Raw genomic sequence first — 24,378 nt, forward strand, 5'->3', positions numbered from 1 at the left:
GAGCAGCAGCCACTGCCGCAGGCTGCGCGCATCGCGGGTGCGCAGCCAGTACCACAGGAAGAGCGTCGTAGCGAACAGGCCAGCCGTGTGCGACCACGGCGGCGAGATGTACATGTAGAAGATCAGCGGCGATGCCAGCCAGCAGACCAGCACGGCGGCGGTAGCGGCCCAAACCCCGGCGTAGCGTCGTGCAATCCCGTAGGCGAGCAGCAATCCGAGCAGGCCATACACGACTGAGGCAAAGCAGACCGCCCAGATATAGGGCGCGCTATAGCCGTCCGCCGCCACGCTGCTGCCCAGCGCCCGCGCCACGAGCACGCCGCCATGCGCCAGCAAAAACGCCGGTGCCCACAGGATCGCCGCTCCGACTGGAGCGACGTTGATCGGCTTGCCAGTGGTGGGATCGCGCTTGTCGAGAAGGCCGCCCTGGATGCCAGCCTCAGGATTAAGCGCGTGGAAGCGGGCGTAGTCGTTCGTGAAGTCGAGATCGCCGTCGAAGAAGAGCGAGCGTAGATAGACGTAATACTCGACCGAGTCGACGGCGTAGATGCGCGGCGTGAACAGCGGCAGCAGCAGCGCAAAGACTACGATCAAAACGAGCAGACCGCGATCCCATCGGCGAGCACGGTCATAGCTAAGCGGCACGGGTCGTGTTGTCACCATGATCGCGTATTGTACCGTCTCCTATGATACTTGGGCAACATAGGACACCCTTGGTTTGGCATAGCTCATTGGCTGCGTCTTTTTAGTAGATGAAAGTAGCATCCAGTAACCCTAACTATCCGCGCGCTGTGGGCACAATAGAGGCGATATGTATAGATGTTTCCTATGCATTGAGGTGAAAGTGTTATACAGTTCTTATTGACAGATGGGAATATCTCTGGTATCTTTGTGTAAGAAATCACTCCTCTGTATGCGAAAGTCGGCTGTTACATGCCGTGTGCCCCTCAGACGGGACTAGCTACAGAGGTGTGATTTTTTCTACGTCAAAAAGATGTTTTCTATCATACCAGTTGCGATGTGGTTTGTTACGATCGTAAAGATCTCCTACTACACTCACCTTGTGTCGTATCGTGTTAAAGTAGTTCATATCTCGTGATGTATATGCTTGATATACTGCCCAGTTGATATAATCGATCACACTAAGACAAGGCTCGTGCGACGGTGTTTGAGCTTGCACCATAAACCTTGTTGGTGTTGCTGGCCCGGAGTATTGTTCAAACTTAGCCCGCCCCTTTTCGATGGCTGCAGTTAGAGGTGCCTGTCGTGCTCGTGATTGTCGTTTCGCAAAATAGATATGATTTTCCTCATTAAGATGCAGGACATCTCGGAAGAGACATGATACAACATGGTCATAAAAAGCGTTTTGATTACGTTGATCATACTCGATAAATATCTGCTCTATTTTCCGTGCAACAATAAGTTTAGCTCGAAAATCAAGAGAAGCGATAAGCTTAAAAAAGAGATAGCGTATTTCAAATAGATCATTGTTTGCGTGAAATGCAACCGCTGTTTGCTTCAAGGATCGCCTACCGTGAAAGTACGGATCATTGATGACTTGTTGTTGTAGCTCACGAACAGCTTTTCTAATAGGTTCTGGATCGGAAGTTTGGATAAAACCAAGGATGAGGATAGGAGAACAGCCGGGCTGACCAACAATAAGCTGACCACGCTTACTATAGAAGGTTGGATCGCCTGCTTCGTCGACGAAGTACCATACCCGACCTGGCTTCGGCTTCTTCATACCGCGACTCCTGGATTTACAGTACCCCACCTTCAGATTTATAAAAAGGGGACGATCAGCGCACGCTGTCAGCCCCCTTTCATCGGCGATGGTAGCACATCTGTTTTTCTATGTCAAGTCTTTACACTTCCGTGCAGGACGCTCAGATATGAATATTGATAGGGCTTAGCTTCTGCACGCAGATCGCGCTAACCTCATCAAAGTTTGTACCGCAAACGCCGGAGCGCTGGTATTGCACCAGCGCTCCAGGGATTCGTGATCGACCGGCGACAGAATTATCTGCTGCTCAGCGGCAGATGCGTGAAGTATTCGAGCTGCCCAACGCGGAGCGGCTGGCTGCTCATGGGCGCCGAGGCATTGCCCGCGCCATCCAGATAGCGAATATACACGGTATAGTTGGCGTCGCGCTGGAAGCTGCCGACCAATCCATCCGCCATGTTCCAGCGCAGCGTGGATGGCAGCTCGCCGGGCTTGATCACGCCGTAGCTCTCCCACTCGGCGGTAGTTGGCACAGCGGCGCTGGATTGCTTGACCACAACCCAGTAGCCCCAGTACTGCTTGCCCGCGCCGCCGCCGGGATACAGGTTATCGCTGACCGTGGGGCTGCCGACCGTAATCGTGGCAATACCGCCTTTGGTCGATGTGGTCGCGGGCAGCGGAGTCGTCGCTCCGGTATAGGTTGGCACCTGCGTATCGTAGATGATCTGGACAGTGGTCGGCGTCGTCGTCTCGTTGTCGACGAGGTCGTGGGCGTACACATCGAAATCGTAGGTTCCCTGCCCGCTCGTCGCGTTGAACTGAACGTTCGCGCTGACGTAGCCGCCGGTAATAGCGCGCCAGGCAGGATCGCCGGTTCCCGGTTTGGCCGCGCCCTGCTTGACGATCGCATAGCGCTTGATGCCGGTACACTCGTCCATCGCGCCGACGACCGAGAGGTTGAAGCGCTCCTCGCGGGTATAGCCGATCTCGCCTGAGGGCACCAGCGCGCTGTTGAAGTCGTTGAGCGGCTGGTTGAAGGTCGAGTTGGGATTGCGCGCCTGAGCGATGATCCGCGCAAACGGATCGTAGGTGATCGTTGCGGCGAAGACCGGCGATGTGCTGGTGCCATTGCCGAGCCGCCCGTAGACCGTGTGGGCGCGGCACTGTCCGTCTGTGACATTCAGATTGAGCGTGGTATTGGTCATCGGATTCGAGAACGGCGCGCTTGGCGCTCCCGGATCGATGCCGTCGGCCAGACTATACGCCGTCGCCTGGCCCGTCGACGTGTTGGAGATGCTGACGTTCACCTGCGGCTGGTTGGTGTACGGCGCGCCGCCGTTGATCGTCAGGCTCCCGGCGAGCGGGATCGAAACCTGAGTCTTGATCTGCGCGTAGCGAATAAACTGCTCCGGTGGCTGTTTTTGGAACGACTCCCAGACGATATGCGCCAGCGCGGTGCCGCCCGACAGACTGACCGCCATGTTCACATTAGTCTTAAAGTCGGTGCCTTCGCGGGAGACAACCATCGGCGCGCTCCATGGGTCGGCGGGCGTCTTGAAGCTGTACCATGTCTCGAACATGCCGCTGCCGGCCTGCTGGCTGACCCAGGCCAGATGGAGATTATCCTGTGCATCGGCGACGATAGTGGCCGGGCCGGTCACGCCGCCGTGGGCGAAGACCTTCTGCACAACCCACTGCCCTGCCGTGGTGCGGTAGCCGTAGTAGACCCCGTTATCGGCGTTGCGCCAGGCCGCGACGGGCTGCCCGTTCGACATAACGCTGACCGTGGAGTTGAAGAAGTTGGTGCCGCTGGTGATCTTGGTAGGCGTGAACGTGACGCCGTTGTACTCGCCGACGTACACATTGCCGTCCACACCGGTCCATGTCAGGTACATCTGTCCGCTCGGACCGCCTGCCAGCCGGGGCATTCCCGCGTACGTGCCGGTCGGCAGGAATACGCCGATGGGCGCAGACCAGGAGGCACCGCCGTTGTCGGAGACGATAAACGAAATATTGCCGTCGGGATCTCCCTGATGCCGCCAGGCCGCGAAGAGGCGTCCGGTAGAGGCAGCAGCAGACGCAAGGTTATTGGCAAAGTTCTGGCCGGTCGCGGCGGTGTGTACAGCCGACCACGTATCGCCTGTCTTGCTGCTGTGGCGGATCGTGCTGCCGCTATCGATCCAGACAGCGTGGATCACGCCGTTTTTATCGACGGCGACGGAGTTGTTGAAGTAGGTGCTATTGCTGCCGATCGAGCCGACAGGCGGATCTTTGATGGCAAAGACCTGCGCCTGCTCGGCGCGCGTCGCGTAGTTGGCTGCGTTGGGCGCTGACCACACGACGTGGAGCTGACCGCCTGCGGTAGCTGCCGAGGGGGATTTGTGTTCGCCGGTGGCGGGAGTGATCTTCTCACCATATTGATAGACTGGCTGTGGTGCGGCGGCGCTGCTTGGCGACGACGGCCAGGCCAGCATGCTTAGCGCCAGTAGCGCCAGCAATGAGTACAGTTTTGTTCGCATGACAGCGTTCCTCCGTTTTCCAATGTCCTGGTGCATGCTCAAGGAACCTTTTCGGGAATGGGATCTCATGCATCGGCTCAGGATCGGGAATGGTTGGGAGACTCCCTGGCCCCAGGTATACCCGCCCCGGCCCGACCGGGCACTCGGATGAGGGCAGCCGGTGTCGGAGAACAAGCTCCGACTGACGGCTCTGGGGGGATGCGCCCATCTAAAAGGGGATAGTGCCATACAGGTCTGTACGGCGCTATCCCCAAGGAACGCTATTGTTCTAGGGCTTGTCGGGCTACTAGCAGGTAGGAGGCGGGGGTGGCGGCGGTGGCGCTTTCGTGATCATCGGGAGGTACACCCACGGATCGAGATGCCCCAACGGCGCCAGTGATCGCCCCTCGACGGTTTCGTCCATCATGCCCGCGCTAAAGCCGATCCCGTTGGCCTGCACGCGCGAGTAGCGGATGAACTGACCATTGCTGAACGACTCCCACGCGATGTGCGCCAGGCTATACCCGGATTTTGCGCACACGGCCATGTCAACGTTTGTCTTGAACGCGCCGCCGTCATTCGATACGGTGATCGGATTGGAGAAGCCTTGTTCTGTTGATGCTTTGACCGCGTACCGGGTAGTAAGGCTGCCCGTCGCTTTGCTGACCCAGGCTAGATGAATATTGCCAGCGCCGTCGACCTGGATGCTTACCGGCCCTGTAACATCAGGTTCTGGGAATTGTTTGGAAATGCCCCAGCTTCCGTCCTGCTGGCGTGACGCATACATCACGCCCTGGCTGACGCTGCGCCACGCGGCTACCGGCTGCCCATTCGGCGCGACCGCGACGGTTGGATTGAACAGATCCTGTGGCAGATCTGCTCTGAAGCACGAGACACAGACCGGCGCGAAGTTGCTGCCGTTCCACTGCCCAACATAGACCCTGCCGTCGTTGCCGGTCCAGGCCAGGAAGACCGGGCCGTTGTTGCGGCCTGCCGCAAGATAGGGCACCCCAGCATAGGTGCCGCTGGGGAGCGGCACATCAAGTTTGATCGGCCAGCTCACGCCGCCGTTGTTCGAGTAGACGAACCGGATATAGCCGTTGGGATCTTCGCCCTGGTGCCGCCAGGAGATGAAGACATTGCTGCCGCTGACCGTCAGCGAGAGGCCGTTGGCGAAATCCTCGAACAGGGCCACGTTCTGCGGCGCGGGCCAGTCTTGCCCAGGCTGTTTGTTCGCGTACTGAATCGTGCTGCCGCCGCTGATCCAGGCGGCGTGGATCTTGCCGTCGCCGCCGACGGCGACATCGGCGTTGAAGTAGGTGCTGTTGTTACCGACTGAGCCGGGCGTTTGGATGGTAAAGGCATCGAGCGTCTCTTCGCCTCGAAAGGCATACTTCGCTGCACCAGGCTCGCTCCAGGCGAGATGGACCTGTCCATTACCTACAGCGACCGCCGGGAGCTTGGGCGATGAAGGATTAAGGGAAACGATCCGCTCGTCCGTCACCACAGGCGTTGGCGGGGCTGCTGAGGAGGGAGCAACTGATATAGTAAGGATTGTTAGCACGCCGAGAATCGCTAACAAGAGCTTGAACGACTTCATCCGAATATACTCCTTCTAGTGTTAGGACAGCATCCAGACGGTTAACCAGGCCTGCCACCAGCGCGCTCGCTGGTTCGATGTTGCGAGCCTTCGCGCGCTCTGCCTGAGGCGAGGCTCATCTTGGGCATTCACAGGGTCTTTTGCCGGTGGTGCTGGGCGCTTCACACGATGTTACATCGATCATCATACGGTTGTTATGGAACGATCCGTAACACCATGTGCTCTAGCAGGGGGAGAACGAACCGGCCCTTTCATTTATGGTGGGCTGCGGCATTGTACCAGTGGTCGGTATTTGGAGCAAGGGCGATTTGTGCCATCTTTGCGATCCTTACATAGGATAAGGATTGTCGCTTGCGGCGATCTTGCATTCGGAAGGCGACGGGTTTTTCTGGGATCGCGCAATCGAGGTTGCCAGCGGCTGTACAATGGCTGTAGCGGAGAGGCGGCGACCGCACGCTCGCAGCTTCCCTGTCCACGTCTACCTATTCCCGATCTTCGCCCTCATCTTGCTCGATCGTCGTTTGAGCTTCGCTCCTGTCTGCACGGCCTGTTCTGCTCTGCCTGATCTATTCTTTCGCGAGCTTGTGATCTCCGTCAGCGCAATTGTGCATTGGCCCGTATGTTTGGCGGCGACCGCCATACCTGAATCCACAGGAGGTATCGGATGACGACCAACACCACACGTACCCTTAGCCCCTCGCGCCGAGATTTTATGAAAGGATGCGCCGCCGCGATTGGAGGTGTGGCGCTGATCGCCTCCGATCAAGCGCTAGGCGCCTCCGCCGCTGGTCTGACGGTCGGTGGGCAGGCGCAGCACGCGCCGATTAGCGCGGTGGAGCTGGTTGCACAGATTCGCGAAGATCTGCGGGAGATCGACGAGCAGATTCGGAACCACCGGTATCTGCGCCTCCTGCGCAAAGGCAAGGTATCCCTCGAAGCGCTCCGGGCGTTTCCCGGCCACGAGTACCATACCGTCATCAGCGACCTCCGATCGATGGGGCAGATGGTCCACCGCTTCGGCGACGAGCCGCTGGCTAGCGCCTTTTTCAACGGGATACTTCAGGGCGAGTTCGTGGCGCTCGGCGCGATTGTGGTCTTTGCGCGCAAGCTGGACATGACCGAGCAAGACCTGCAACGCTATGAGGTCACGCCGGACGGCTTTACCTACACCACGTTTATGGCCTGGGAGTCGGTCTATGCCTCGGCGGCGGCGATCGTCTGCGGCATTCTGGTGAACTTCGCCGCCTGGGGCCACAACTGCGGCGTGATGAGCGCGGCGCTCCGCGATAAGTACGGCTTCTCCGAGGAGGAGACGGCGTTTCTGGACAACTTTGCTACTCTGCCGTCCTTCGAGGACACGGCGCTCGCGATCATCCAGCACGGCCTCGATCATGGCGCGGACCCCGCCGAGATCCGGCGCTCCGCCCGGCTCTATCAGGCGTATGAGAAGATGTTCTGGGATGCGATGGCGGCAATTGCCAGGGCGGACTAGCGGCGCGGGTGGCTTCCGCGAATACGTTCCTCAACAAGATAGCTTCAGGACATGCAGTTAGCCTCGCCTACTCCCCTTTCCTGCCTGGGGTGCCCTTTGGGCCTGGAGAGGGGGCGGGGCTGAGGGCCTTGACATACGCATCCAGCAGTTGGCGCGCGATCACGGCGGGGCGGAAATCGGCGGCCAGCCACGGCCCGTTTGCCGACTGTCGCGCCCATAGCTCGCGATCGGTCAGCAGTTGCGTGGCGGCGGCGGCGATCGACTGGCCGGAGCGCGGCTCGACGATCTGCCCACAGTCGCGCGCCGTGACATACTCGCTGATGCCCGTGGTGCGCGTGACGATCGTGGGCGTGCCCACAGCGCCCGCCTCGGCAGCCACGCGGTTAAGCGACTCGACGACCGACGGCACGACCACGATGTCGGCGGCGGCCCAGTAGCGCTGGATCGCGCTGTGCTCGACGCGCCCGATCAGATGCGTTGCCTCGGCAACGCCTAGCTCCTGTGCCCGGCGCTTGAGATACGCGCCGTAGTCGCCGAAGCGCGGCGTCGTGCGGCTGGGACCGCCAAGGATCACCTGCACCGGCCCGACGGCGGCTTGCAGCGCCGGGATCGCCTCGACCAGGAACTCGACGCCTTTGAAGGGATGCAGGCGGCTGATGCTGATCAGCAGCGGCCTGTCCGGATCGAGGCCGTGGCGCTGGCAGATCTCCTGACGCGCCTGTGCCCGAAACGTCGTCGGCGGCACATTGGCAGGCGGAAAGTCGGCGTTGGTGATGTTGAACGGGATCGCCACGGTCCTGGCGGGCTGCGCGCCCATGCCCAGCACCATCCGCTCGATCATCGGCGAGTCGGCGCGGATCACGGCGGCTTTCTGAAAGACTCGTCGCAGCAGTGCGCGGATCGCGCGAAACCGAGCGTAGCCGTAGTCAAAGGCAGGCTCGGCCATGACATCCGCGCCCTGGAGCGTGACGGCCTGCGGCGGCTGCGGGCCTGGCGTCAGTGCGGCGAGCGCACCCAGCGGAAAGGCTGTCTCGATATGCAGCAAATCGAAGCGGCGGCCCTGCTCGGCGATGAAGCGGCGATAGTGGGCCAGCGCGCCGACCCAGTAGGGATACTGCATCACCGGCTGCGCGGCGCGGTTGAGTGCCTTCTCCAGCAGCGTGCGGTTGAGCGGCAGCCGATGCACCACAATGCCATCAATCGCTTCCGTGACGCGCTGCTTGCGGCTGGCGCTAAACGTCAGCACCTCGGCGTCAACGCCCATCTCGCGCCACGCCTCGATCACCTCGACATGGATCTGATTGCCCATCAGCCCCGCGTCGTAGCGCGGAATCCAGTACAAAATTCTCATGATGTTCGCTTCCAGAGCACAATCCGGCGACCATAGCGCGTCACCACTTCCTGCCGCGTGTAGAGGCCCGTGTTTTTGAGCGCCTGCGACCCGCCGAAGTACTCCGTCCAGATGCCGGGAATGTACGTCGGCCTGCGCTCGTTCAGCACATAGTCGGGATCACGCTTCTCGTGACCGGCCACGCCGGTGCCCAGCCCCTCGACATCCAGCCGCGCGATGTGTCTGTCGTTGAGGCCCAGCAGGTCGATCGTCTCGCGATCGGAGTAGTACGGGATCGCGCCCGCGCCCATCGCCGCCATCGACTCGCCGGGCTGCGCGTGATCGGCCAGCCACCAGCCCATCTCGCGCCACAGCCAGACCGACTCATCATCGCCGCGTACGATCTGATCGAAGGGCGTGGAGCGCGTGAGGTTGAAGACGCTCAGCCCGGCCAGCAGCACGATCGCCAGTGGCCCCGCCGCACGCCGCAGCGCCCCGCCGAGCATCGTCAACTGCTGCGCGCCGCGTGCCAGCAGCAGCACCAGGAACGGCAGCACGGGCACGAAAAAGCGATAGCCGGGAAAGTGATCGCCGCCGACCGCGACGATATAGGCCGTGTACAGCCCGACGACGATCCAGACGAAGCTTTGCCAGTACCACGCATCGACGCGCTGCCGCATATCGCCCACGAAACGCATCGCCGCCAGCGCCAGCAGCAGCGCCAGCACGGGACCACCCGCGAAGAGCGCGAACGCGCCCGCGTGCAGCAGGCCGCGCCACGCCTGAGCCGCGCCGCCGCCGGTCTTGGCGTAGAACGTGTTAGGCAGCAGATCGCCGTAGTAGGCGAAGCGCCACGCGAAGAAGGGCACGCCGATCAGCGCGAACACGCCGACCATCCGCCAGATTCCCGCGTCGAGCAGGCTCCGCCGCGCGATCAGCCGGACCAGCCCCGCGATGCCGAGCAGCAGCACGCCTTCGGGCCGTGTCATCGTCGCCAGCGCAAACGCCGCGCCCGCCGCGCCAGGCCGATCCGTCAGGAAGAGATAGCTGCCCAGCACCAGCAGCAGCGCGAAGAGGCCAGTCTCCAGCCCGGAGCCGCGCGATGTGTAGAGCAGCAGACTATGGCTGGTGCCCAGCAGCGCCGCCGCGCCCAGCGCCCACGGCTCGTCGATCAGCCGCCGCGCCAGCACGAACGTCGCCGCCACCAGCAGCAGCGCGATCACGATCCCGGCGTAGTACGACACGCGCACCGGATCGCCGCCCAGCGCCAGCACCAGCGCCGCCAGCATCGTCCACAGGAAGTTGGTGTAGCCCTCCACGCGCTCGCCGACGTTGTAGATCAGGCCATTGCCCGCCACAAGATTCTGAGCGTAGCGAAACGAGATCAGCGCATCGTCGGTCATCCAGCTCGGCCAGAGCGCGCCCGCGAAGGTCGTCACCAGCCCGACGATCGCCAGGCCAAGCGCGGTCCAGGTGACGCGCGTCACCAGCGGCAGTGCAGCCGTCGCCAGCAGCGCCAGCAGCGCCAGATGCGTGAACGGCAGCGGCGCGGGCTGATAAAAGCCGCGCAGCACCAGCAGCGCCAGCGCCAGCGGCAGCCCAACCGTCAGCGCCATACGGCGGCCAGCGCTCAGCCATAGCCAGCCGCAGAGCATGATCCCGCCCAGCAGCACCAGCGCGATCTCGCCCACGGTAAGCGGGCCGAGCGCGCCGCTGGCGAAGATCGGCGTGATCGTCCAGGCGGTGGTGATAAATCCCAGGCGGCGCAGATCGTTGGGCGGCGTGAAGTTTTTGGTGGCCGTCGCAAACCGCAGCGAGCCGTCGGCGTCGGGGCGGTGCGGCAGCAGCAGATGATAGGCTCGCATCTGAGCCGTGGCCGGAGTCGTCGCCAGCGGCTGCTCGTTGACCAGGAACATCACCGGCTGCGGCCCGTCGGGACGCTCCGAGCGGATCGTCAGCGTGGCCCAAAACGACGGCGCGAGATGATAGGCATGCCGGATCTGCACGAATGGATAGTCCGTGGCCCAGCGGTAGGGCTGCCCGCCCGCCGTCTCGATCGCGTGAACGCCGTCCATCTCGAACGGCAGCGACTCGATCGACTTCTGGAGATCAACGGCGTACTGCGGCACGGGCCGCAGCGCCAGCGCCGCCAGCGCCATGATCGCCGCGCCCAGCAGCGCCGCCAGCGCCATCCAGCGCCCGCCGCGCACCATCCAGGCCGGATGCTGTTCGATCTGGTGTCCTCGTGTCGCCATGCCTTACTTCGTGCGCTCCAGCCGGAACATCACGTACAGCGGCTCGGTCGCGGTGCCGAAGCGCTCCTCAAGCGGATGGACGATCTTCGCCAGCAGCCAATCTTTGAGCACCCAGCGCCGCCAGTAGCGGTTACGCCGCGTCTCGTGATACAGCCCGTTGAGCAGCCAGCGCCCAAAGCCTCGCCAGGCGGTGACATTGGCGCGCGCCGGAGCGATATACGTCTCCTCAATGTCGCGGTCGGTGTAGAAGCGGAAGAACGATCCGGCCTTGCCCTCCTGCACGAAGGCATTGCGCTCGACCTGCTTGAAGGGCTTGAGATCTTTGAAGAAGTGCGTGCGCTCGGTCTTGGTGTATGGGATGGTGATCACCGCGATGCCGTCGTCGGCCAGCACTCGCCCGATCTCACGGCCAACCGCGCGATCGTCGGGAATGTGCTCCAGCGACGAGATCGCGCTGACGCGATGCCCGACGCCATCCCGCACCGGCAGCGCGGTCGCGTCGGCTACCACGGGATAGACCGTGCCGTCGCCCCGCAGCGCGGTCGCGAGACGCTTCTGCTGCTGCCAGCGCACGCGGTCGCGCTCTAGCTCAAGCACGACAACGTTGACGCCCTCTTTCGCCAGCATGTGCGGATACGACGACGTGCCGGTGCCGAGATCGAGCACGGTATCGCCGCGCTTGAGCTGAAGCTGCTCCGTCACCCACGGATACTCGATCAGCCGCCAGAGGCTAAAATCGTTGACGGTATGCTTGAGGATCTTCCAGCCGTTGAGCGCGACCTCGTAGCGGATGCAGCGCAGGCCGGGCAGTTTGATATAACGAGCCATATTCTCCCTTGTCGTTTGTCCAATAATTGAGAAGGGGTTAGTTTGGGGGACGACCGTGCCCAGAGGGCACCCGCCCCGGCCTTACGGCGCTACAGATACCTCAAAATCAATTTGCGCAGCGGAATCCGCATCGTCGCCAGCCGCTTGCGGTCGTCGTCGTCGATGCCGCCCATCAGCTTGAAGCCAGCCGCAAAGATCGCCACGCCCACGCCGATCAGCGCGGCCAGATGCAGCAGGTTGCGCCAGACCGGCTGCGATTCGAGCACTGGCAGCACGCGGCTCAGCAGCGTCAGTACGCTCATAAACAGCAGCGACGGCAGCGCTAGCCGCCCGGCGAAGCGCCACGGAAAGCGCAGGCCAAACGCCCGGCTGGCGTAGGGCGTCAGCACCGCCCGGCTGCCGAAGCGAAACACGCCGATCGCCAGCGCGGTCGTCACCGCCGAGCCGTTGATCGCCACCAGCACGATCAGCGGCGCGCTCAAGACCGCCAGCAGCCGCGAGAGCGCGACGACGCGGTAGCGCTCGTAGACCATCAGGATCACGTGCGGCACCACGACGATCGACTCGGCGAAAAGAAAGAGCGTGACGACCTGCGCGACCGCCGCCGCCTGCGGATACTTCGCCGCCAGATGCAGCAGCTCGAAGGCTTGCGGCGCGAGCGTGATAAACCCGATGCCCGCCGGAACCGTCGCCAGCAGCAGCGCGCGGGTCAGCGTGGCGTAGGCCGGTTGCAGTTTGTGATCGTCGCCTTTGGCGAAAATCTCGCTGAACATCGGCACGTAGATGCCGTTGAGCGGCATCACCAGATAGGTCAGCAGCACGAGCACCTGATTCCATCCGGCCTCGATATTCGCCAGCGCTGCTGGCCGCGCCAGCCACAGAAAGACCAGCGCCACGAAGTCGGGAGAGGTGACGAAGACGCTCTGGTCCATCACGTAGTTCATCAGCGCGCTTGAGCTGAAGCGCTGCCACAGCCGCTCGACGGCGACGATCGTCTGGTGCTCGGCGGGCAGGTGCCGCAGTGCCCGCCGCACCGCGAACAGCGCCAGCAGCAGATCGACGGTCGAGCCGATCAGGATTGCCAGCGCCGCGCCGCGAATGCCCATGCCAAGGCCCCAGGCAGGCACCAGCAGCACGGTCAGCACCGGCTGTACCAGCGCCGAAACGATGTCGAGCGAGTTGGTCGTCTTCTGCTTGAAGTAGGCGACCAGCGTCCGCGCGCAGGTGTCGGTCGCGACGCGCAGCAGCACGATCGCGCTGGCGACGCGCAGCAGAAACAGGCCGTCGGCGCTCAGCATCCGGGCATAGTCGCCGCTGGCCTGCGCGCGCAAAAAGCCCAGCACGTCGGCGCTGAAGATGTTGAGCAGCAGCACGACGATCAGCAGAAAGCCGAGCCGGATCAGAAAGAGCTGGCGCAGAAAGCGAGCCACGCCGGTCGAGCCCTGCCGCGCCATGACCTCCGGGACGAACTTGAGGATCGACGGGCTGATGCCCAGGCCGGTGAAGGTCCAGACCGTCGCCACCACAGCGCCGACCGCCGCCTGGAAGAGGCCGTAGCCTTCGGGCAGCAGCGCCCAGAGCAGCACCAGCCCGGCCAGAAACTTGATCGCCGCCTTGATCGGAAACGCGACGGTGTTCCAGAAGATCGCTCCGGCAACGCGCTCGCTCAACGATGATTGTGGCCTCGACGCCGACATCTAGCGCTCCTTGACCAGCGCCAGCTCGAACATACCGACGTACCACTGCCGCTGTGCGCGATACGCCAGCCGCTCAAGGCCCAGCCTGCGCAGCGCGCCACGCATCAGCCGTCGGCTGCGCCTGGGACTGTGCAGCTTGCCCGCGCGCAGCTCGCGCTCTTTGAGATCGTAGACGCGGAAGCCGTAGCGCGCCGCCAGCCGCACGAACGCGCCGTAGCTAAAGTAGTGCATCTCGCTGAGCCGCTGCATATCCTGAAACGCCGCGCCCTCCTTGGAGCGTCCGCGCCGCCGAATCAGCCACTCGGCCCACGGACGCGGCAGCCAGTTCAGGCCACGGATATGGTAGTGCGGATCTTTCCAGGCCCAGCGGTTGATCGCCGTCACCAGCGCGACGCCGCCCGGCAGCAGCACGCGGTTGAACTCCGCCAGCATCCGCGCCGGATCTTGCACGTGCTCGATCACATCCCAGCTTACGATCGTGTCGAAGCTCGCAGCGGCGAAGGGCAGCGCCTCGCCCGCCGCGTTATAGACCGGCAGCGTCAGATCGTGCCGCGCCGCGCGCAACCTGATGATCTCGCAGTAGGCCCGGTTGAACTCACACGCGCCGACGGTCGCGCCCCGCAGCGCCGCAGCGACGACGAAGCCGCCCATGCCCGCGCCGACATCCAGTAGCACCTGGCGCTCGATCGGCCCGGCGATCGACTCAAGCTGCCGCAGCCGCGCCTCCTGGTAGCGCTCCTGGTTGATCCGTCGCTCGCGCCACTCGGCGAAGTTGGAGCGCCAGCGCATATGTTGTAGCCACGGCTCGATCGCCGCGACAAGCTGCTCTTCGATTGCGGTGGTTATGCTACTCAAGGCTCACCTTTGCTACCGCGACGCCCGCCGCCCACGGCTGTGCATCGCTGTCCAGCACCAGCGTCGGCGTGCGCAGCGTGACGATCAGCGGCTGATCGGCCTGGCAGACGCTCGCCTCCAGCGGTACATGATACACCTTCTGCGCCGTCGTGATGCGCAGCGTCGTGCGGCGCTCCGCCACCACGACCGCGACCGGCTGGCTGTCTTGATATCCGCGCAGCGTCAACGTCACCTGCTGGCAATCCCGCGACGGCTGCAAGCGTATCTGCGCCGTCGCCAGCGTCCAGCGCTCGCTCTCGTCCGGCTGTGTCGGCGCAAAGCCCGTGATATGACCGATCGCGCCGGGCTGCGCTGGCTCGACCGCAGGCGCAGCAGGCATGTCCAGCCGCGCCCAGGCCCAGATCAGGAGATCGTTGGTGTCGCGGCCCAGCGCACGGATCGCGTCCAGATGCGTTGTCGCCTGCCGCTCGTCTCCGCGTCGCAGCGCCGCCTCGATCAGCCTGACATGCGCGTACAGGCTGCGCGGCTCCTGCTCCGCCGCCTGCGCGTAGTCCTTCTCGGCCTGCATCCAGTCGCCAGCCCGCGCGGCCCGATCGGCAGCGGCCATCAGCCACAGCGGATTGGCCGGATTGAGCGCGTAGGCTTGTCGGTAGAGCGCCGGATCGGATCGATCGCCGCGCCAGACGAGCGCCTGTGCCCGCGCCCAGCGTCCATAGTGCTGCGTGTAGATTATTGCTACAAAAACCAGGCTCAGCAGCGCCGCGCATGCCGTCGCACGCCAGCGTACTCGCAGCGCCCGTAGGATCGTCGGCAGCAGCAGCACGGCCCAGGCCGCGTACGGCACGAACGCCACCAGCAGCGGCAGGCGCAGGCGCGGATGCCCGATCGTCAGGCCGCTCATCAGCGTGCCGAAGAGCACCCACAGCACCAGCAGCGCCGATCGGCGCTCGCGCGGCGCGAAGCAAAAGCCCCAGACGCCGCCCAGCATCAGCAGGACGTACTGCGCGTCGGCCAGCAGCGAGAGCGGCAGCGGCAATTCGCCCGGCGTCTGGCCCAGGCTGTAGCCGTCGGGATCGAAGCTGACGATGCCGCCTGCGGCGTAGTTACGGCTGCCAAGCTGCCACAGGCTGACCACCTTATAGCGCACGCGGCTGAGATAGCGCTGCGGATCGCGGGCAATCGCGTCGAAGGCCAGCACCAGCGCGGCCCGCTGCTTATCCGCCAGGTTGGGCAGCGCCGCAAGCCGGGCCTCGCCACGCGCCAGCTCCGCGTCGTTATGCGCCGCGCCGTACCAGAACGACACGCCGCCATTCGTATCGACCGCGATGAATCGATCGTAGGCCAGCGCGTTGCGCAGCGTCCACGGCGCGATGACGGAGAAAGAACCAAGGACGACAAACAAAGGAACAAAGGAACAAAGGAACAAAGGGGATAGCTGTTTTACATTTGCTCCCTTGTTCTCTTGTTCTCTTGTTCTCTTGTTCTTCCAAGATTCGGCGATCATCCCCACGACAGCCAGCGGGATAAAGAACAGCCCGACCGCCCGCGTGAGCGTCGCAAGGCCAAGCAGCGCGCCCGCCAGAAGCGCCCGCCGATTACTTGGCTGCTCGTCGGATATTCCGTAGGGCACGAGCGCGAAGAACGCCGCGATCAGCACGATAAAGAGCGCCTCGGCGAACACGACGCTGCCATAGGCCGCGAATGGCACGAACAGCGCGGCGATCAGCGCGCCGACGAGGGCGACATCTCGCCGCCGAAAGAGCGCGTAGCCCATCCCGGCGAAGGCCAGCGTGCCCAGCCCGGTGATGAGCGCCTGCACCAGCATTGCCAGCGCCAGATCGACGCCGACCAGCGCGAAGACGCCCGCCAGAAAGGCAGAGTAGAGCGGCGGACGCAGCCACTTTGAGCCGGTCGCGTAGTCGCCGTGGAGCAGCAGATGGAGCGCGCCCTGCACATACTCGGTCGAGTCGCCGGGCTGCACCGCGCCGCTGCGGCTCTGCATCCACCAGAAGATCACGCGCAGCCCGATCGCCAGTGCGGTGGTTGCGGCCAGCAGCAGGGCAAACCGCAGCGGGCGGACCGCAGTGGCCCGCCCGGTTAAGAGTGCTCCTGTTGTTGCTGCGGCGGTCTTCACAAGTTCAACATTCAACGTTCAACGTTTCGAGTTTCGGGTTGAGGCCCTCATCCCTTGCCCCCTTGTTCCCCTGTTCTCTCATCCGGTTCGCTTGCTCTCCCCTTTGTTCCCTTATTCTTTCGCCCAGAGGGTGCCCGCCCGGCCTGACGGCGCTAGGTCTGCCGTTTGAACAGCAGCAGTTGATCCCGCTCCACGATCAGCGTCCAGCGCGGATCGCTGTGCAGATGCTCAAGCAGCCTGGGATGCTCTTTCAGCACCGCCGCGCGCTCGTCGATAAAGGCGTACTCGGCCTCGTCGACGTCGTGGTGCATCGGGCCGGGCGGCAGGTAGAACAGGTGTTGTCGCGGCAGCAGATGCGGCGCGAGAAACGATGTCGCCGCGACCTTCGCATCACGCGGAATCTGCGCGGAGATTTCTTCCATCAGCGCCACCCGCTCAGGCCGCTCGTGGTTGCGGAAGGCCGAGATCACCGGATTTTTGAGCGGAAGATGCAGGCTGCCGATGATCAGCACTTGCGCCAGCAGCAGGCCCAGCGGCACCCGCCGCAGCAGCGCCGCCCGATCCTCGGTCGTCGGTGCCTGCCGCCGCGCGATCCAGCCCCACAGCCGCGCAGCGCCGACGATGCCCGCCAGCACGATGCCGGGAATGATCAGCGCCTGGTACTGCTCCTCGATCGTGTACTGGTAGACGCGCGTCGAGAGCAGGTTGATCAAAAAGATCGGCGCGCAGAGCAGCAGCACGTCGGGCGCAAGGAGCGGCAGAAAGAGCAGCGTGCCGAACATCAGAAAGAGATACCACAGCTTCTCGCCGGTAAACATCAGATTGAACGTCTCGACCGGATGGGTCAGGATGTTCTTGACGATGTCGACCGGATCTTTGCCCAGATGGGCGTAGTAGCCAAGCTGCGCGCTCTTGCCGGGCCATGCCTCTGCCTGCTGGCCTTTGCTGGGATCGAAATCGACGCGGCCCTCATTCGGATTGTAGCCCGCGTGGTAGAACGACGGCGTGATGATCGAGGTCGAGACGTAGAACCAGGCGAAGCCGAGCAGCAGCGGCGGCAGCCACCAGCGCCAGCTTCGGCGTTGCGGCGCGGCGTACATGCCCCAGGCGATCACCACCAGCGAGACATCGGTGCGGGTGGTGATCGCGACGACGAGCATCAGCAGAAACGGCCACAGCCGCCGCTGCTGGAAGAAGCGAAAGGCCCACAGCAGACACAGGATCGCCAGGGTGCGCGGCTGCCAGGGCGGCGTCATGTTCACAAACTGAAGCGTCGGGAAGAGCAGATAGGTCGCGGCCCAGGCCAGACCGGCCTTCTCGCTACTGCCGAACTGGTCGCGGGCGATCAGATAGACCGGCACCGCGCCGAGCGCCAGCAGCGCCGATTGCAGGATGTCGAGCATGTAGGCCGAGGGCCACAGCGCGTAGAACGGCACCGCGAAGAGCAGGCCCGGCATCCAGTCCATGCCCAGGATCGAGTCGGTGAAGTTGTAGCGCGAGATCTGGAACGGGCGGCCCTGCGTCGTGTTCCAGATCGCCTGCTCGTAGTCGACGTGGTCGAAGCCCTGGCCCCACAGCGTCCACTTGAAGGCCATGCCCGCCGTCAGAACGACGAAGTAGAGCAACACCATGCCGACCAGGATGCGCGTCGGCGTGAGCGCGGCGGCCAGCGGGCGGCGCTCGGCGCGGAGATTGGCGTCGATCGAGGAGCTTCGCAGCATAGTCTTATCCATTGGAGGCCGCGCCGCGCTGATACGGCAGCGGCTTGCCGATCACCCGCCGGAACCAGAAGACGATCCACGACCAGATCACATAGAAGATCATCTGCATGCCCAGCGCGAACGCCTTGCCGAAATCGCCAGTCACCGACGACTCGCCGACCCGCGAGCGGTACGTCACCGGGATCTGCACGAAGTCGAAGCCGCAGACGATCGTCAGCAGCATGAACTCAAGGCCAAAGTAAGACGAGCCTGAGCGGAAGTGCGGCTGCATGATCTCCAGCGCCTCGCGCGTCATCACCCGCATCGTGCAGCCGACATCGGTCAGCGTGTAGGTGTTGAAGAGCGCCTCAAGCAGCTTGGCAACAAAGACGTTGCCATAGCGCAGGAACATGCCCATGTTCGCGCCGGAGCCGATCAGCGAGGTGCAGGTGCGCGTGCCGAAGACGACCGGAAAATCGCCGCTGTAGACCAGCAGCTTCTCGACATCTTTGCCCACGAACGTGCCGTCAGGCTCGGCCCACAGGATCAGATCGCCGGTAGCCTCGGCCATGCCGCGACGCAGCGCGTAGCCGTAGCCCTGCTTCGTCTCGAAGACCTGCCGGGCCTTGGTCCGCGCGACCTCCTCGGCGGTTCCCGGCGCGGCGTTGTTGTTGACGACCACGATCTCATCGATCCAGCCCGTGGCAAAGAACTCCTGAATCGCGTCGTAGATCGAGTCTTTCTCGTTGTAGGTCGGGAAAATAACCGAAACTGTCTTACCGTTCCACACGAGCCTATGCTCCTAGTCGGGAATACAGAACTGCCGATCGTAGGCAGTGCGGCAATAGAGTTGATACCAGCTTACGTATCCTTCGCCGATCGGATAGCCGTTCAGCCGGTGCGTCCAGAGGTAGAGCGCTTCGCTGCCGGTATAGAGCGCGCCCAGGATCAGCAGCGGCGCGGCCCAGCGCAGCAGCCTGCGCTCGCTCAGCAGCCGGTCCACGGCGATGCCCGCGCCGATGCCCATCCACGGCATCAGCCAGAACAACTGCTTATCGACCATCGACAGCTTGAGGCCGACGAACCAGAAGAGGATCGCGATGATCATCCAGATCGTCATCAGGATCGCGAAGAGCGAGCGCGCGCCGAACTTACGCACGCCCAGCCACCAGCCCGCGATGCCCAGGCCCAGCGGCAGGTAGACGCCGTAGATGTCGAGCAGGTAGATATACTTGACGATATACTCGGAGAAGACGATCTCCTGGCCGCCCAGGGTCTGGCCGCTCTCCGCGATGCCGCCCGTCAGCCGGGGGATCGTCCGCTCGATAATCGCCGGGATGAACTGCCAGTAGTAGATCGCGATGCTCAGCAGCACCGCCGCAGCCGCGCTCAGCAAGAGCGGCCACGCGGCGCGCCGCTGCCGTGTCAGCAGCAGCACCGCGACCATGCCAAAGAGCAGCAGCGTGGTGAAGACGGCGGTCACGGCGTAGAAGAGCATCGTCAGGGTCAGCACCAGCGTCAGCACAGCCCAGGCCGCGCGGCTCTCGCCAAGCCGATCCCACGCGCCGACCAGCAGCGTCGTCGCCAGCAGCGACCACCACATGCCGTTGGTGGTGGGCGTGTTACCCCAGGCGTGCAGCAGGAATGCCGCCGGGATCAGGCTGTACGTTGCTGCGGCGATGATGCCCACGCGGTCGCGGAAGCCGAACTTGCGCGTGATGAAGAAGATCATCACCGGGCGCAGCGCGTCGAGGATCGCGCTATAGACCTCCGCCGAGAGCTTGAGCCGCCACGGGAAGATCGCCCAGAGCGCCGAGAAGATATGGTAGAACGGCGAGTACGGAATGACCGGCTTATTCTCGCCCCACTCGTCGACCGGCATCACCGACTGGTGGAAGGGGCTGTTGGCGTCCCACAGCTCGCGGATGCGACCGTCGAGCACGCGCTGGGTCTTTTCCATGTGCCATTCGATATCGACCGACAGGAAGTACGGCCACAGCAGACCGCCCGCCTTGACGATGTAGCCGATGTAGACGATCGCCAGCAGGCCCGTGAGCGCCGCATCGCCCACCTCGACGCCGCCCAGGCGGAACAGCCGGGGCACGGCCCAGCGCGTCGCGATCATCACGAGCAGGCCCACCAGCGTCAGCGCCAGCAGCCGCACGCTGTACAGTCCGAGCGGGCCGCGATGGAGCGCGGTGCCCCACAGCAGCACGGCCAGGCCGCCCAGCGCGCCGAGCAGCGCCAGCCAGGTCGGCACGCCGATCAGCCGCAGCGTCAGAAACGCCAGCGTCAGCGCCAGGAGCGTATGCAGCAAAAAGAGCGCGGGCGGCAGCGCGGCGACGGCGATCGGCTGAAGATCCAGGCCGCCGAAGATCACGCCCAGGGCACGCGGATCGCCGCCGTACTGTCCGGCGGGCGCGTCGATCGCCAGCCTGAGGTCGCCGCTGGAAGGCGTCAGCAGATGGTAATCGCGCTGGTCTGCCTGCAACTGCAACGGCAGGCTCCACGCGCCCGCCGCGATCACGATCTGCTTGGGCTGCCCCGCTGGCTGCGGGCTGCCGAGCATGAGCCGGGTCTGCCACAGGCCGCGACCCAGGCCCGGCAGATTGATCATGCTGCGCTGCTGGGTCCAGCGGTAGTAGCGCTCCTGCCCGGCGACCGCCTCCGGCTCGTGGAAGTCTTGGAGGTGCTGCCGGTAGTGGATGCGGCGCGGGTCTTCGAGGCCGACGATGCCGATCTGCACATCGGGCGTGCGAGCGTAGGCCAGCATCAGGCCGATCAGGGCCGCGCCGAGCAGCAGCAGCATGGCGGCCAGATCCAGGCCGACGAAGCGCTGCCCAAACAATCTAACGCCGCCGGGCACCCTCTGGGTGGAAGCGGCGGCGGGTGTCATCGTAGTAGTCGTTGCCATCGGCGAGGCATTATACCAGAAAAGCCCCGCGCGCTTTCAATACCGTCAAGTTGTGAAGCTGATTGCTGGCTGAGACGTAGCTAAAAGCTCCTGGGAATCGACGCACGAAAGGCGAGGCATCTGCCCCGCCCTGCGCGCATCTATCAAGGTTGTGTACCGCGTGTATTTTGCGTTGAGCAGCCGTCGCTTAGTGGTGATCGCGATGGCCGCGCTCTTCCACCCACGTCACCGAGGTGATGATGCGGATGCCGTTACCAAAGTCGCGCACATAGACCGAGTTGCGGCCCGAGCTGTGGACCTCTTTGCCCCACTCGGCAGGCGTGTTCAGCTCAGCCCTGGCGACATTCTCAGGCATCGCGCCGATCGTCGTGCTGCCGTCCAGGTGCGAATAGATCTGCTCAAGCTGCGCGTAGTCGTGGGCGTTCGGCCTGGGATTGTCGAGCGCGTTCGAGTAGTCCATGCAGGTGTTGAGATCCGCGCCGGACTCGTCCTGGTGGCCGAGGCCCCAGTCGTGGCCGATTTCCTGGCAGATCACGTGCTGGCGGTTCGTCTCGGTATAGCGGCTCGTTGCCAGGTAGCTATCGTTCATCTTCGCCGTGGCCTGGACGATGTGCGATCCCGACGCCCAGATCTGGGCCAGGCCGAGCCAGCCGTTGGTGCCGTACTCTGCGTTGCACGAGCGGGCCTTGCCGGAGATCGCCGCGCAGCGCTTGCGTGACGTTGCGGTTTCGTCGCCCTGCTGCCGATTGAGGTTCATGACCGACGAAGAGTTCCAATCGCTGATGGCACCGGCCAGGTTGTCGTCCCAGTTGCTGGTCATGCTGTCGACAACGGTGATGGTGAACGGGTTGGAAGTGCGCGCCCAGTGGTAGTTGCCCCAGGCATGATTTGCGTTCGTAGAAGACGGCATTGCGGCGAGCGCCAGGATAGCGACGACGGCGACGAGCGCCCAGAGGCGAGACAACGCATTCATGGACAGGATCTCCTCGGTTAGGTAGGGAAACGAGTACGACAATCAACTCTCTTCGTTAGGGGCGAACCAGCGTTTGTAGGAGGAGCACCTCCTCGGCTACTGTGGGTGCAACGTGTGGTTGGAGAGCTGAGTTCCTGAAACCGACGATGACGGACGTGTACCTGTGGGAAAAGTAAAAAAGGGTATTCGATCGAATACCCCAACTATACACATATGTTAAAACTTTGTCAAGTGGTACATGCAGGTATGATTCATCGATCATGAGGACATGTGTCGATCGGCGGGCTAAAACATACGCGGCAGGCCCAGCGCCTCGATGCGCGGCAGCCCAAAGGCGATCAGCGCCGCGATGCCGATCAGCAGGCCAAAGACCGCGCCGTTCCAGCTCAGCACCTTCGCGCCGTCGATCGGGCCGAAGGGCAGCATGTTGAAGACTCCCAGCAGCGCGTTGATCGAAAAGCCCAGCGCCAGCCCGACGACGATCAGCGGCGACGCGGCGATGCTCTGGGCCAGCACGAACGCTCCCGCGAAGAGCAGCGCGAGGATCATGTTGGTGATCGGGCCAGCCGCCGCGATCAGGCCGCTCTGCCGCTTGGTGAGCCAGCCGCTGTGCCAGACAGCGCCGGGCGCGGCGAAGAGAAAGCCCGAAAAGGCGATCAGGATCGAGATTACGAGCATCGCATCGTTGGCGACGAAGTGCGCGGTCGCGCCGAAGTAGCGCGCAACCACGCGGTGCGCCCACTCGTGCAGGATCACGCCCAGCCCGGCGGTAAGTCCGGTGATCAGCAGGATCGTCACAAAGGGCAGCGGCAGGCCGCGATACAGGATTGCGAAGGCTAATGCTGTGCCGAGCCAGGCTTTGATGAACTCGAACGCCTCGTTACGCTGGCTGGCCTCGGTATGGTCGGGAAGTCCAGGGATCATGCTGTATCCATTTCACGAAATGACATAACGCTTACCGGCAATTGTACATTGTACGCCGCTGGCTAGCACCTTGTTGCGCGAATCAGCCGCGCCAGCGCTCGATGCACGCGCCGCGCATCACCGGCACGGCGTCATACAGATTCAGCCGTCCGGCATGCTCCACGTCGCCGCCAAAGCCGCGCTCTCGCAGCTCGCGACCGCTGCCGCACTCCCACAGCAGCGCCCCTATATCCTCGCGCATCGCCGTGTACGCGGCCTCGCACACACGCGCCTCAGGCGATTTAGGATAGGGCAGATACGACAGGATCGCGCCCGCGCCCAGTGCATCCTCGATCGCGAAGCGCAGCGCGCCATCCTCGCCGGACGTGGCCCAGCGCTCGCCGCAGGCCAGCAGCGTCACGCGCGCCTCAGTCGATTCGAGCATATCGGCAACCACCGCCGCGACCGCCGCCGCGTTGAGCAGCGCGCCGACGAACAGGTGCGGCACCTGCGGCGCGTACCGGCTACAGGTCGCGCCGTTCGGCGAGCGCAGGACGATCCGCGTGCCTGGCGCTACGTCAAGATAGGTCAGCGGCGACAGCGAGAACCGCCCGCTGTGCGGCACATCGCCCCGGCCTACTGCTACCTCGCCGCCGACGCGCCGCGCCAGCATCGCCGGATCTTCGTCGTGGGCGCAGGGATAGACGATCGCGCCATGCTGAACCGCCGTCACGGTAGTGCTGGAAAAGCTGAGCGTATCCACGACGACCAGCAGATCGCCGCGCTCCGCCGCCCGGCGTGCGCCCGCTCTACCCCACTCCAGCCGACAGCGATAGGGATCTTGTGAAAAGGTTGTCGCGCTCATAAGGGAACAAACGAAAGCACCGCGTGCCATGCGGGTGCCATGCCCAGCGGGCACCGGGCATGGGCACCCGGCGCACAAAGGGACGAGAACCGAGAACCGGGAATCAAGCACCAGGCAAGCACTACGCCCCCGCTCCTATGAAATGGGAGCGGGGGCGGCGCGGCAGCGCCGGGGGTGAGGGCCTGGAACGCGAAACTATGCGGGCAGGAACGCCTTGATCGTCGCGTAAAGGTCGTCCAGATCGAACGGCTTGGCGAGCAGGCCATCGGCTCCAATCTCCGCCGCCGCCGTAGTAGGGTTGCGCGAGGCGGTCAGCATGATGATCCTGGCGTGGGGCGCGGGCGTCTGGCGATACAGATCGACAAAGGTGCGGCCATCCATATTCGGCATGTGCAGGTCGAGCAGGATAATGTTGGGCCGATATGTTGGAATCAGCGCCAGCGCTATCGCGCCATCGGCGGCAACCGCGCTCTGGTAGCCTTCATCCTCCAGGCCCATCTCGATAAAATCGCGGATGCTCTCGTCGTCTTCGACGATCAAAATGCGGACGTTGTCCCTCATGCGGTTATGTTTTCCTCCAAGACGCTGATCAAAATGCGGACGTTGTCCCT

At 63.6% G+C, this 24,378-nt stretch carries 18 protein-coding genes; 1 reads left to right on the forward strand and 17 read right to left on the reverse strand.

Annotated features, from left to right (window positions below):
• The 4 genes from VFZ66_12140 to VFZ66_12155 form a co-directional block, all read right to left on the reverse strand.
• Positions 1-663 (reverse strand): hypothetical protein (locus VFZ66_12140; protein HEX6289936.1); only part of this gene is annotated, 663 nt, incomplete at its 3' end.
• Positions 664-961: 298 nt separating this feature from the next.
• Positions 962-1,744 carry a DUF3800 domain-containing protein gene (locus VFZ66_12145; protein ID HEX6289937.1) on the reverse strand — a complete coding sequence of 261 codons (783 nt, stop codon included), beginning with the start codon at positions 1,742-1,744 and terminating at the stop codon, positions 962-964.
• 275 nt (positions 1,745-2,019) lie between these two features.
• Positions 2,020-4,242, reverse strand: a complete 2,223-nt coding sequence (locus tag VFZ66_12150; protein ID HEX6289938.1) for a hypothetical protein — start codon at positions 4,240-4,242, stop codon at positions 2,020-2,022.
• 286 nt (positions 4,243-4,528) lie between these two features.
• Complete coding sequence (locus tag VFZ66_12155) at positions 4,529-5,821, reverse strand: hypothetical protein (protein ID HEX6289939.1); 1,293 nt, start codon at positions 5,819-5,821, stop codon at positions 4,529-4,531.
• 664 nt (positions 5,822-6,485) lie between these two features.
• On the opposite strand from VFZ66_12155, the gene VFZ66_12160 reads away from it, so the two are divergent.
• A complete protein-coding gene (locus VFZ66_12160; protein ID HEX6289940.1) occupies positions 6,486-7,313 on the forward strand; it encodes a twin-arginine translocation signal domain-containing protein in 828 nt (275 codons plus the stop codon).
• 67 nt (positions 7,314-7,380) lie between these two features.
• Here the strand turns inward: VFZ66_12160 and VFZ66_12165 are convergent, their stop codons facing one another.
• The 13 genes from VFZ66_12165 to VFZ66_12225 all read right to left on the reverse strand — a co-directional run bounded on the left by VFZ66_12165 (position 7,381) and on the right by VFZ66_12225 (position 24,328).
• A complete protein-coding gene (locus VFZ66_12165) occupies positions 7,381-8,664 on the reverse strand; it encodes a glycosyltransferase family 4 protein (protein ID HEX6289941.1) in 1,284 nt (427 codons plus the stop codon).
• Positions 8,661-10,898: a hypothetical protein gene (locus VFZ66_12170; protein ID HEX6289942.1), complete on the reverse strand. Its 2,238-nt coding sequence runs from the start codon at positions 10,896-10,898 to the stop codon at positions 8,661-8,663. Before VFZ66_12170 ends, VFZ66_12165 begins: the two co-directional genes overlap by 4 nt.
• 3 nt (positions 10,899-10,901) lie before the next feature.
• Entirely contained in the window at positions 10,902-11,726 is an 825-nt protein-coding gene (locus tag VFZ66_12175) for a class I SAM-dependent methyltransferase (GenBank protein HEX6289943.1), read from the reverse strand.
• Positions 11,727-11,815: 89 nt separating this feature from the next.
• A complete protein-coding gene (locus VFZ66_12180; GenBank protein HEX6289944.1) occupies positions 11,816-13,423 on the reverse strand; it encodes a polysaccharide biosynthesis C-terminal domain-containing protein in 1,608 nt (535 codons plus the stop codon).
• Positions 13,424-14,278 carry a class I SAM-dependent methyltransferase gene (locus VFZ66_12185; GenBank protein HEX6289945.1) on the reverse strand — a complete coding sequence of 285 codons (855 nt, stop codon included), beginning with the start codon at positions 14,276-14,278 and terminating at the stop codon, positions 13,424-13,426.
• Positions 14,271-16,427 carry a glycosyltransferase family 39 protein gene (locus VFZ66_12190; protein ID HEX6289946.1) on the reverse strand — a complete coding sequence of 719 codons (2,157 nt, stop codon included), beginning with the start codon at positions 16,425-16,427 and terminating at the stop codon, positions 14,271-14,273. The genes VFZ66_12185 and VFZ66_12190 overlap by 8 nt, the downstream gene beginning before the upstream one ends.
• A gap of 137 nt (positions 16,428-16,564) precedes the next feature.
• A complete protein-coding gene (locus VFZ66_12195) occupies positions 16,565-18,133 on the reverse strand; it encodes a DUF2079 domain-containing protein (protein HEX6289947.1) in 1,569 nt (522 codons plus the stop codon).
• Positions 18,134-18,137: 4 nt separating this feature from the next.
• Positions 18,138-18,902 carry a glycosyltransferase family 2 protein gene (locus tag VFZ66_12200; GenBank protein HEX6289948.1) on the reverse strand — a complete coding sequence of 255 codons (765 nt, stop codon included), beginning with the start codon at positions 18,900-18,902 and terminating at the stop codon, positions 18,138-18,140.
• Between the two features lie 12 nt (positions 18,903-18,914).
• Positions 18,915-21,026 (reverse strand): hypothetical protein, encoded by a 2,112-nt coding sequence (locus VFZ66_12205; GenBank protein ID HEX6289949.1) that lies wholly within the window; start codon positions 21,024-21,026, stop codon positions 18,915-18,917.
• Between the two features lie 187 nt (positions 21,027-21,213).
• Positions 21,214-21,999: a hypothetical protein gene (locus VFZ66_12210; GenBank protein ID HEX6289950.1), complete on the reverse strand. Its 786-nt coding sequence runs from the start codon at positions 21,997-21,999 to the stop codon at positions 21,214-21,216.
• A gap of 285 nt (positions 22,000-22,284) precedes the next feature.
• A complete protein-coding gene (locus tag VFZ66_12215) occupies positions 22,285-22,923 on the reverse strand; it encodes a hypothetical protein (GenBank protein HEX6289951.1) in 639 nt (212 codons plus the stop codon).
• Positions 22,924-23,005: 82 nt separating this feature from the next.
• Positions 23,006-23,767 carry a 2-phosphosulfolactate phosphatase gene (locus VFZ66_12220; protein ID HEX6289952.1) on the reverse strand — a complete coding sequence of 254 codons (762 nt, stop codon included), beginning with the start codon at positions 23,765-23,767 and terminating at the stop codon, positions 23,006-23,008.
• Positions 23,768-23,962: 195 nt separating this feature from the next.
• Positions 23,963-24,328 carry a response regulator transcription factor gene (locus VFZ66_12225; protein HEX6289953.1) on the reverse strand — a complete coding sequence of 122 codons (366 nt, stop codon included), beginning with the start codon at positions 24,326-24,328 and terminating at the stop codon, positions 23,963-23,965.
• Between the last annotated feature and the right edge of the window lie 50 nt (positions 24,329-24,378).

It is taken from the genome of Herpetosiphonaceae bacterium, assembly GCA_036374795.1.
GTDB lineage: Bacteria > Chloroflexota > Chloroflexia > Chloroflexales > Kallotenuaceae > LB3-1.

Bases quoted from the DNA above. Each gene is read 5' to 3' on its own strand.
- VFZ66_12175 (HEX6289943.1), bottom strand. From the start codon at position 11,726: ATGGCTCGTTATATCAAACTGCCCGGCCTGCGCTGCATCCGCTACGAG.
- VFZ66_12150 (HEX6289938.1), bottom strand. From the start codon at position 4,242: ATGCGAACAAAACTGTACTCATTGCTGGCGCTACTGGCGCTAAGCATG.
- VFZ66_12215 (HEX6289951.1), bottom strand. From the start codon at position 22,923: ATGATCCCTGGACTTCCCGACCATACCGAGGCCAGCCAGCGTAACGAG.
- VFZ66_12220 (HEX6289952.1), bottom strand. From the start codon at position 23,767: ATGAGCGCGACAACCTTTTCACAAGATCCCTATCGCTGTCGGCTGGAG.
- VFZ66_12170 (HEX6289942.1), bottom strand. From the start codon at position 10,898: ATGGCGACACGAGGACACCAGATCGAACAGCATCCGGCCTGGATGGTG.
- VFZ66_12210 (HEX6289950.1), bottom strand. From the start codon at position 21,999: ATGAATGCGTTGTCTCGCCTCTGGGCGCTCGTCGCCGTCGTCGCTATC.
- VFZ66_12195 (HEX6289947.1), bottom strand. From the start codon at position 18,133: ATGCTGCGAAGCTCCTCGATCGACGCCAATCTCCGCGCCGAGCGCCGC.
- VFZ66_12225 (HEX6289953.1), bottom strand. From the start codon at position 24,328: ATGAGGGACAACGTCCGCATTTTGATCGTCGAAGACGACGAGAGCATC.
- VFZ66_12205 (HEX6289949.1), bottom strand. From the start codon at position 21,026: ATGGCAACGACTACTACGATGACACCCGCCGCCGCTTCCACCCAGAGG.
- VFZ66_12145 (HEX6289937.1), bottom strand. From the start codon at position 1,744: ATGAAGAAGCCGAAGCCAGGTCGGGTATGGTACTTCGTCGACGAAGCA.
- VFZ66_12165 (HEX6289941.1), bottom strand. From the start codon at position 8,664: ATGAGAATTTTGTACTGGATTCCGCGCTACGACGCGGGGCTGATGGGC.
- VFZ66_12155 (HEX6289939.1), bottom strand. From the start codon at position 5,821: ATGAAGTCGTTCAAGCTCTTGTTAGCGATTCTCGGCGTGCTAACAATC.
- VFZ66_12180 (HEX6289944.1), bottom strand. From the start codon at position 13,423: ATGTCGGCGTCGAGGCCACAATCATCGTTGAGCGAGCGCGTTGCCGGA.
- VFZ66_12160 (HEX6289940.1), top strand. From the start codon at position 6,486: ATGACGACCAACACCACACGTACCCTTAGCCCCTCGCGCCGAGATTTT.